At 69.8% G+C, this 9,230-nt stretch carries 8 protein-coding genes; 2 read left to right on the top strand and 6 right to left on the bottom strand.

Annotated features, from left to right (window positions below; all coding sequences use genetic code 11):
- The first annotated feature begins 41 nt into the window (after nucleotides 1-41).
- Nucleotides 42-788 carry a thioesterase II family protein gene (locus HNR30_RS33715; protein WP_181614161.1) on the top strand — a complete coding sequence of 249 codons (747 nt, stop codon included), beginning with the start codon at nucleotides 42-44 and terminating at the stop codon, nucleotides 786-788.
- On the opposite strand, the gene fabD is transcribed toward HNR30_RS33715, so the two are convergent.
- Genes fabD through HNR30_RS33695 form a run of 4 tightly spaced genes read right to left on the bottom strand, consistent with a single transcriptional unit; the run spans nucleotide 772 to nucleotide 5,783 of the window.
- The gene (gene fabD, locus HNR30_RS33710; protein ID WP_181614160.1) at nucleotides 772-2,946 is read right to left on the bottom strand and encodes an ACP S-malonyltransferase; all 2,175 of its coding nucleotides are present in this window, start codon (nucleotides 2,944-2,946) and stop codon (nucleotides 772-774) included. The two genes, HNR30_RS33715 and fabD, sit on opposite strands and share 17 nt — an antisense overlap.
- Before the next feature lie 15 nt (nucleotides 2,947-2,961).
- Complete coding sequence (locus tag HNR30_RS33705; RefSeq protein WP_220134293.1) at nucleotides 2,962-3,672, bottom strand: enoyl-CoA hydratase-related protein; 711 nt, start codon at nucleotides 3,670-3,672, stop codon at nucleotides 2,962-2,964.
- Nucleotides 3,673-3,674: 2 nt separating this feature from the next.
- A complete protein-coding gene (locus tag HNR30_RS33700; RefSeq protein ID WP_181614158.1) occupies nucleotides 3,675-4,898 on the bottom strand; it encodes a hydroxymethylglutaryl-CoA synthase family protein in 1,224 nt (407 codons plus the stop codon).
- 3 nt (nucleotides 4,899-4,901) lie between these two features.
- Nucleotides 4,902-5,783 carry a DUF6039 family protein gene (locus tag HNR30_RS33695; RefSeq protein ID WP_181614157.1) on the bottom strand — a complete coding sequence of 294 codons (882 nt, stop codon included), beginning with the start codon at nucleotides 5,781-5,783 and terminating at the stop codon, nucleotides 4,902-4,904.
- 130 nt (nucleotides 5,784-5,913) lie between these two features.
- Between HNR30_RS33695 and HNR30_RS33690 the strand changes: the two genes are divergently transcribed.
- On the top strand, nucleotides 5,914-7,203 hold the full coding sequence (locus tag HNR30_RS33690) for a cation:proton antiporter (RefSeq protein WP_181614156.1): 1,290 nt from the start codon (nucleotides 5,914-5,916) through the stop codon (nucleotides 7,201-7,203).
- Between the two features lie 3 nt (nucleotides 7,204-7,206).
- Here HNR30_RS33690 and HNR30_RS33685 read toward each other — a convergent pair whose 3' ends face one another.
- Both HNR30_RS33685 and HNR30_RS33680 read right to left on the bottom strand, forming a co-directional pair.
- Complete coding sequence (locus HNR30_RS33685) at nucleotides 7,207-7,566, bottom strand: nuclear transport factor 2 family protein (protein ID WP_181614155.1); 360 nt, start codon at nucleotides 7,564-7,566, stop codon at nucleotides 7,207-7,209.
- 14 nt (nucleotides 7,567-7,580) lie between these two features.
- Complete coding sequence (locus HNR30_RS33680) at nucleotides 7,581-9,221, bottom strand: ABC transporter ATP-binding protein (RefSeq protein WP_181614154.1); 1,641 nt, start codon at nucleotides 9,219-9,221, stop codon at nucleotides 7,581-7,583.
- Nucleotides 9,222-9,230 lie beyond the last annotated feature (9 nt).

Here is a 9,230-nt window from a genome sequence, read left to right as displayed (position 1 = left end):
CTGAGCAGTCGCGCGGATCGGGCCCGGCTTACGTTCGTGGCATGTCAGACGCCTGGATCTCCGGAGGAGAACCCCGGAAGGACGCAGAGGTAAGGCTGTTCTGCTTCGCGCACGCGGGAGGCGGATCGGCCCTGTTCCGCAAGTGGGACGCGCACCTGTCACCGACGGTCGACGTGTGTCCCGTCGTGCTGCCGGGGCGGGAAGGGCGCCTGCGCGAGATGCCCTTCAACCGGATGGAACAGCTCGTCGAGCCGTTGTTCCGCGCGCTCTCGCCCCATGCCGACCGCCCCTTCGCCCTGTTCGGGCACAGCATGGGCGCCGCCGTGGCCTACGAGATGGCGCGCAGGTTCGCCGACAGCCCCCAAGGAGGCCCGGCCGCGCTGTTCGCCTCCGGGCGGCGGGCGCCGCACCTGCCCACCAGGCGGCGGCGCTTCAGCGACCTGTCCGAGGACGAGCTGCTGGACGAGCTCGCGACGCTGAACGGCACGCCCGCCGAGGTGATGGACCAGCGCAGCCTGCTCGAGGTGTTCCTGCCGACCCTGCGGGCCGACTTCGAGCTGAACGAGTCGTACACGCCGCTGCCCGGCTCCGAGCTTTCGTGCCCGGTGTCGGCCTTCCTGGGCGACACCGACCCCGAGGTGGACCAGGACGAGATCGCCGCGTGGGCGGACGCCACCCGGGGGCCGTTCATGCTGCGGCTGTTCGAGGGCGACCACTTCTACCTCAAGGGTCCGCGGACCGAGGTCCTGGAGGCCGTCCGCGAGGACCTGGCTAAGCTGCGCCTCTGAGCTCGCGCAGCCTGGCCTCCAGCAACTCGGCGGCCCCGCCCATGAGCCGCTCGGCGATCAGGTCGACGTGCCGGTTGCGCCAGTCGGCCAGCTCTGTGCCCGCGACGAACCGGTTGAACGACCCCATCGCGGGCCCGCAGTGCACCTGGTAGTCCACGCGCCGGTCCTCAGCTCCCTCCAGCGCGAGCCTGATGGAGTGCACGAAGTACCAGCGGAAGATCAGGGCCATCCGGTGCTTGGGGTCGCGCGCGGCCCGGGCCAGCTCGTCGGGCTTGCGCTCGGCCAGGTAGGCCTCGGTCTCCGCCCAGACCTCGTCGAAGGACCTGCGGAAGTACTTGTCCTGGATCGTCTGCCTGGTCCTGTCGTCGATCTCCTCCAGCGAGCCGTGCCGCCGGTAGAGCTCGTACAGCTTGTTGGCGCGGGCCGGGAACAGGGTGCCCTTCCTGGCGACCTGCACCCTCGCGCCCATCTCGAACATGTCGCCCGCGGGCGCGTAGGCGGTGTCCTGCACGTCCAGGTCGGCCAGCATCCGCTTGACCTCGGACGACGTCCCGGCCTCCGGCGAGCACTGGTTGATCGAACCGGTGACGACGAACTCGGCCCCGAGCACGAACGCCGCCGCGACCGCCTCCGGCGAGCCGAGACCGCCCGAGGCGCCGACCCTGACGGGCCTGGCGTAACGATGGCGGGCCATCTCCTCGTCGCGCAGCTTCACCATCGCCGGCACCAGCGCGTACGGCGAGCGGGCGTCGGTATGGCCGGCCGAGTCGGCCTCCACGCAGATGTCCTCGCTGATCGGCAGCTCGGCCGCCACCTCGGCCTCGGCGGGGCTCAGCGCGCCCTCCCCGGTCAGGCGGCGCAGGATCGCCTCGGGCGCCGGTCGCATGAAGGCGCCCGCGACCTCGGGGCGCGACACCTTGGCCAGCACACGCCGGACGGCGACCGGACGGCCGGACTCGTCCCGGTGGGCGCCGGCGAAGCGGTAACGCACGAGCGGCGCCGTGATGTGCGGGTAGGCGGCCGCCTCGACGTAGCGCACGTCGTGGCGCAGATACAGCTCCACGGTGTCGCGTTCGAGGCCGTCCTCGTCGAAGCCGTACAGCAGGTTCATGCCGAAGCGTGTCCCGACCTCCTGCTTGATCGTGTGAATCGCCGCCTCGATCTCGTCCAGGGTCAGGCCGCCCGCGCCGAAGAAGCCCATCAAACCGGCCTTGCCCATCCTGATCACCAGGTCGGCCGAGGCGATGCCCTTGAACATGGATCCGGCCAGGTAGGCGTGACGCACGCCGTAGTCCTCGCGGAACGTGCGAGAACCGAGGCTGGAGTCAGGAGTGCTCGGCGTCTCCTGCTTCGTGACGTCCCAGAGTTTGGAGAGCACGGTGCCGGGGCCGAGCTCCACCAGCTCGTCCACGCCCTGCGCCATGAGGTACCGCATGCCGTCCAGCCAGCGCACCGGGCTGTGGATCTGCTTGCGCAGCAGCTCGGCCATGTCGCCGGCGTCGTGCGGGCGCCCCGTGACGTTGGAGAGCACGGGCACACGCGGCTCGGCGAGGTCGACGGCCTTCAGCTCCTGCGCGAACGCGTCGGCGGCCTCCCGCATGTGACGCGAGTGGGCGGCGACGCTGACGGCGAGCGGGACACACTTGCCGCCGTCGGCCTCGATCGCCTCGGTCACCGAGGCGATGTCGTCCTGGAGGCCGGCGAGCACGACCTGCTGGGGCGAGTTGTAGTTGGCGATCTCCACGTCGGTCCCGTGCAGCAGCGCCTCCAGGCGTTCCACGGGAACGCCGAGCACCGCCGTCATCGCGCCGCCCTTGGCCTGGCTCATCAGCTCGCCGCGCCGCGCGACCAGCCTCAGGCCGGTCTCGAAGTCGAAGCAGCCGGCCGCGAACAGCGCCGTGTACTCGCCCAGGCTGTGCCCGGCCAGGTAGTCGGGCCTGCCGTCCTGCGACAGGTAGCTGAGCGCGTTGACGGTGTAGAGCGCGGGCTGGCTGAAGCGCGTGTCGCGCAGCCGTACGGGATCCCGGCACAACTCGGCGACCGAGTACCCGAGGATCTCGTCCGCCTTCGCGCACAGGTCGGGATGGCGTTCCAAAACGCCGTCGCCCATTCCTCTGCGCTGGGAACCTTGGCCGGGGAAGACCCACACGACTGCCATCGGGCGCTTTCCTTCCTAGCGTTCCCAGGGGAACCGCTTCTCCGTTGCGTAGTCGGACAGGCGCTGCCGGACCTCGGGCGTGGACATCAGCCTGCCGAACTCGCCGACCGCCTTCTCCTCCACGGCGTCGGAGATGATCCACAGGTCGCGGAAGTAACGCTTCATGTCGCCGATGACCGACTCGTCGAGCTTGGTCAGGCGGTAGGCCAGGCGTTTGATGACCGCCCCGGGGTCCGCCGTCACCTCGTCGACGAGCTGGAACCGCTCGGCCTCGGCCGCGCTGACGGGCTGGGTGCTGAACGTCATCGTGTAGGCCTTCTGGAAGCCGGCCCGCCGGATGAGGAAGGGCAGCACGCAGCAGGGCAGCAGCCCCCACAGCGCCTCGGGCAGGCTGAAGGTGCTGCGCTCGCTGGCGTAGACGAAGTCGCTCGCGGCGGCCAGGCCCACTCCGCCGCCCGCGACCCGGCCGTCGACCTGCGCGACGACCGCGCGCGGCGTCGTGGTGAAGCGCTTGAGCAGGCCGAAGAAGTCCGCGCCGCCGTCCTTGGCGTCGCCCGTGGCGGCCTGTTCGAGGTCCATCCCGGTGCAGAACACGCCGTCGCCGCCCTGGAGGACGAAGATGCGGCACTCCGGTGAGTTCTCCGCCTCGTCCAGGGCGGCGTGCATCTCCTTGATCGCCGCGCCGTCGATGGTGGTGCCGATCGTGAACCGCACGGTGGTGGCCATCGTCAGCTCCATCTGTATTCGCGGTGGAAGTCCGCGATCCGGTCCAGGACCAGCAGGCCCCGGTCCTCGAACCCCGCCTCGAAGAGCCCGCCGTAGGGCTTGGTCTCGAACACCGCGTTCCGCGTGCCGAAGCCGCGGTCCGCGCTGAGCTCGCCGACCTCGTCGAGCTCCTCGACGGTGAGCTTGCTCCGCTCGTCGAGCGCCTGGGCGACCTTGGTCACCGGCCGGGCGCCCGGCGGGATCACACCGCTGAAGAACTCCGAGGCGCACCCGGAGCCGTAGGAGAACAGGCCCACCCGCCTCGGCGCCGGGAAGTCGCCCTGTTCGAGCAGCGAGCACAACGCCATGTAGAGGGCGGCGGAATAGGTGTTGCCCACCCGCACCGGGTAGGCCAGCGACGGCGCCACCCTGGCCGTGAAGTCGGCCTCGATGGCGGCCGGCGCCAGCCCCTTCTGCTTGCGCAGCAACGTGCGGTGGGCGCCCTTGACCATGCCGGCGAACGGCGTGTGCAGCGCCAGGTAGTCGAAGGTCTCCACGATGTCGGCACCGGCCACCCGCTCCTTGTAGGCGCCGAAGCTCTCCTCGATGCACCGCATGTACGCCAGCAGCGACAGGTCGGGGTCCACGGCGTCCTCGTCGTGGCGCGGGCGCAGCGTGTCCATGACCTCGAAGGTGTGGTAGCCGCTGGCCCCCTGGTCGAGCCGCAGCACCTCGGCGTCGTCGCCGACGAGCATGGCGACGGCTCCGGCTCCTTCCGACGGCTCCCAGTAGGTGGCCCTGGCCGTGGAGCTGGCGGCGTCCGTCGCGATCACCAGCGCCTTGACGCCGGGGACGGGGCTCGCGCCCACCACTCCCACCGCGCTCTGCAGGGCCGCGGTGCCGCCGTAGCAGGCGTGCTTGACCTCGAACGATCGGCAGGCCGGGTCCAGGCCGAGGTAGTGGTGGACGTAGGTGCTGATCGGCTTGCCGAAGTCGAGCCCCGACTCGGTGCCGACGACGAGCAGCTCGATGCGCCGCCGCTCTGCGGGGCTCAGCGACTCCACGATCGGCTTGGCCGCGTTCACGGCGTTGGTGACCGGGTCCTCACACGGCAGGTTGACCGACCTCTGCTCCATCATGAGGTTCGCGAAGCGCTTCATGTCGAGGCCGCGCGCCTCGAACAGCTCGCGCACCCCGATGAACGCCCGGCCGACGTAGGCGTTGATCGACTCGATCCCCAGAGCCATGGCTCAGGAACCCTCCGTCAGATGCGGCACCATCAGGACGTCGTTGATCGAGGTGGGGACGAACAACCGGTCCCAGCCTCCGCCGCCCTTGGCCTCCGGCACCCGCTCGGCGTCGTAGACCTGCTTGTGCATGCCCTCGCTGCGGTCGATCTCCTGCACGAGCCGGTAGTCCTCCAGCTTGCGCAGGTGGATGAGGCAGTGGATGCGGTCCTGCTGGCCCCAGGTCTGCTCGTAGATGTAGGCGGTGGCCTGACCGGGCAGCGCGTCGTTGAGATAGCTGGACCAGTCGTGCAGGAACTGGCGGCCCTCCTCGCGGAACTCGTACTTGACGTCGCCGGTGCGCAGGATGATCGCGCCCGCGTTCGCCGAGTTGAGCTGGGAGTTCTTGGGCTGGGTGGTCTGGAACATCGCCGGCGGCACGAACAGCGCCGGGTCGTCCTCGGCGTGGTCGGCGAAACCGTGCTGCGGGCACATGATGGTCTCGCGCAGGCTGCCGTAGACGAACATCTTCTCCCAGTTGCCGCCGCCCTTCTTCGGCAGGCGGTTCTTGAGCGAGATGTCCTTGAAGGCCTCGTCGTGGTCGACCATCTCCAGCAGCCTGCTGTACTTCTCCGGCGACTTCATGTGCACGAACCAGTGCAGCCGGTCGCGCACGCCGAAGACCTCCTCGTAGCAGAAGGTGGTGGCGACACCCGCCTGGGCGCGGTTCATGTAGCTCAGGAGGTCGACGCTGAAGTCGCGGCCCTCGCGGGCCATGTCGTACTCGAGCATGCCGACCCGGTGGATGATCAGCCCGGCGTTGCCGGAGTGCAGCAGCTTGTCAGGCGACAGGGTGGTCTGGTGCTGAGCCGACAGCGGCGTTGCCCAGACGTCCTCGTGTGTCATGACCCTTCCCCTCGGTTGCGGCTCTGGGTGCGAATCTCGCGCATGGCGGCCGGATCGTCCGCTCAATATTGAGCAGACGATCGACGAGCCGATCGGCGTAGATTTCGTTGTGCTCGCACTAGGACCCGTCATGCCGCTGGGCACCCATGAGCTGCTGGTTTTCATCCTGCAGGTCGGGGTGCTGCTCCTGCTGGCCATGCTCCTGGGCCGCCTGGCCGTCTGGATGCGCGGACCCGCCATCGTCGGCGAGCTGGCCGTGGGTGTGCTGCTGGGCCCCTCGCTCCTGGCGCAGGTCGCGCCGGACTTCTCGGCCTGGCTGCTTCCCGAGCAGCCCGCCCAGTTCCACCTGCTGGACGCCGTCGCCCAGATCGGCGTGCTCCTCCTGGTGGCCATCACGGGGATCCAGCTCGACTTCGGCATGGTGCGACGGCGCGGCTCCACCGCCGCGAAGGTCTCCATCGCCGGGCTGGTGATCCCGCTCGCGCTGGGCATCGCGACGGGTTTCCTGCTGCCGCGCTCGCTGCTCGCCGAGGGCACCGATTACACGGTGTTCGCCCTCTTCCTGGGCGTGGCCACCTGCGTCAGCGCGATCCCGGTGATCGCCAAGACGCTCCTCGACATGAAGCTGCTGCACCGCGACGTCGGGCAGCTGTGCCTGACCGCCGGCATGGTCGACGACGCGTTCGGCTGGTTCATGCTGTCGGTCGTCTCGGCGATGGCGACCACCGGGCTCAGGGTCGGCCAGATCACCCTCTCGCTCATCTCCCTCGTGGCGCTCGTGCCCTTCTCGATCTGGATCGGCCGTCCCCTGGTGCGCTGGGTGATGCGGCTCGCGTCCCGCTCGCCGGAACCGGGTCCGAGCCTCGCCACCGCCGTCGTGATGGTGCTGCTCTCGGCGGCCGCCACCCACGCGCTCGGCCTGGAGGCGATCCTCGGCGCGTTCCTGTGCGGCATCCTGATCGGCCGGTCGGGCCACGTGAACTCCGACTGGCTGGCGCCGCTGCAGTCCTTCGTGCTCTGCGTGCTCGCTCCCCTGTTCTTCGCCACAGCAGGACTACGCATGGACCTCACTCTGCTGGGCAACCCCGAGGTCCTGATCGCGTCGGGCGTGGTGCTGCTGGTGGCGATCGTCGGCAAGTTCGCCGGCGCCTACATCGGCGCCCGGCTGAGCCGCCTGAGCGGCTGGGAGGCGCTGGCGCTCGGCGCCGGGATGAACGCGCGCGGCGTCATCGAGGTGATCGTCGCGATGGTCGGGCTCCGCCTGGGCGTGATCACCACCGAGATCTACACCATCGTGATCGTCGTGGCGATCGTCACCTCGCTGATGGCGCCGCCGATCCTGCGCTTCGCGACACGGCGGATCAAGGTCACGACGGAGGAACGTATCCGGCACATCCACCACCAGCAGCTCGTGGAGTGAGTCTCAGGAGCTTTCCAGCGGCACGACGTAGGCGCGGCGTTCGCAGATCAGCCCGTCGCGCATGACGAACACCTCGCCCATCGCCGCCCGCATCACGCTGCCGTCCTTCTGGAGCGCTTCGAGGGTCATCTCCGCCATGACGACGTCGTCCTCCTCGACCATGCGGGTGATCACCACCTTGGGCGGCACGCCGACCGGGTCGGGCCCCTCGATGTTGGCGTCGTAGGCCTGCTTGCCGGTGATGTGGAAGTGGCCGAACACGGTCCACTCGATGTCGTCGGTCAGGCACGCCAGGATCTGGGCGTGGTCGGAGGTGTTGAAGCCGTCGATGTAGCGGCGGACGGTCTGCTTGTTCGCGGACATGGTGTCTCCTTCGTTCACCGACCGGTCGGAGCCGGCAGGGCGTTCTCGACACGGAACGTGGAATCCACCAGGACCACCTGATCCGTCGGCCGGATGCGCGGCAGCCGGTGCGCGATGACCACCAGGGTCCTGCCGCGGCAGTACGACCGGAGCGCGTCGTACACCTCGTCGGAGGTGACGCCGTCCAGGGCACTGGTCACCTCGTCGACGACGAGCAACCGCCAGTCGGCGAGCAGGGCCCTGGCCACCGCCAGGCGCTGGCGCTCGCCGCCCGAGAGCTGGTGCCCCTCCACGCCGACAGGGGTGTCGAGCCCCTGCGGCAGCGTGGCCACCAGGTCGTCGAGCCGGACGGCGGCCAGCACCCGGCGCAGGTCGTCCTCGGTCACGCCGTCGCGGGCGAACAGCAGGTTCTCCCTGATGGACGCGTCGAACAAGGTGGTGTGCTGCGGCACGATCGTCGCCACGTCGCGCAGGTCGGCCCCGCCCGCCCCGTGGACCTCGACGGTCCCGGAGGTGGGGCGCAGGAGACCGGCGACGATCAGCCCCAGCGTGCTCTTGCCCGATCCGGTGCGTCCGCGCACGACCGTGACCGAGCCCGCGGGCAGGTCCAGATCGATGCCGCCGAGCACGGCCCGTCCGGCGTCGCCGTACCGGTGGCCGACTCCGCGCAGGGTCACGCCGACCCCGGCGCCGCCGGCCGGGCGTGCGTGGTCGCGCACCGGCTCCGGCAGGTCGAGGTACTGGATGACGCGCTCGAACTTGGCCAGCGAGACGTGCAGGCTGCTCGACAGCTGCAGCAGCGACTGGATGGGCTGCGACAACTGCATCTGCAGGATCACCATGACGATCACGGTTCCGATGCTGAGACCCGAGACCGCCGTGCCCGCCGCCCAGAACACCAGCGGCGGCACGCAGGCGAACGACGCACCGATGATCACATAGGCGGTGGCGCCCACGACCCGCTGCCGGACCGTGATCTCGCTCAGCTGCCGGCACACCTCGACGAACCGTTCGAGCTGCCGCCCGGAACGGCGCAGCGTGCGGCCCAGGATGATCCCGCCCAGGCTGAGGTCCTCGGCGGCGAACCGCAGGAGCGAGGTGAGGTGGCGCTGGCGTTGCCTGGCCAGGTCCTGGCGCCGCCTGGCGAAGCGGTGGTTGAGCAGGGCCAGCACGTAGGCCAGGGAGAAGGAGAGCAGGGCCAGCTGCCAGCTCAGCACCACCATCGCGATGCCCGAGGCGGCCAGCGCGGTGAACGATCCCAGTGCCTGCTGCGCGGTGCTGGTGACGAACCGGTCGATCCCCTCGATGTCACTGACCAGCCTGGCCTGGACCTCCGAGGTGCTCTCCTCGGTGTAGAAGGCCAGCTCCTGCGCCTGGGCCCGGCCGTACACGCCGGCACGCAGGGTGGTCGTCACCCGCTGGCCGATGATGTTGGTGAGGGCCACGTTGCCGACGTCCAGGACGCTGACGACGACCCCGAGGACGACCATGAGCACGCACAGCAGCGTCAGCAGCCCGGCGTCTCCGCGCAGCAGACCCTGGTCGATGACCATGCGGGTCAGCAGCGGGCCGGCCACTCCCAGGGGCACGGTGAGCACCACGATGAGCAGCGAGGCCGCAACCTTCCACCGATGCGGGCGCAACCAGGTGAGCATGCGCCGGAG

The organism is Nonomuraea soli (genome assembly GCF_013761175.1).
Lineage (GTDB): Bacteria > Actinomycetota > Actinomycetes > Streptosporangiales > Streptosporangiaceae > Nonomuraea > Nonomuraea soli.
The sequence above is the reverse complement of the archived record's forward strand: the minus strand, read 5'-3'. Positions and strand labels throughout refer to the sequence as shown.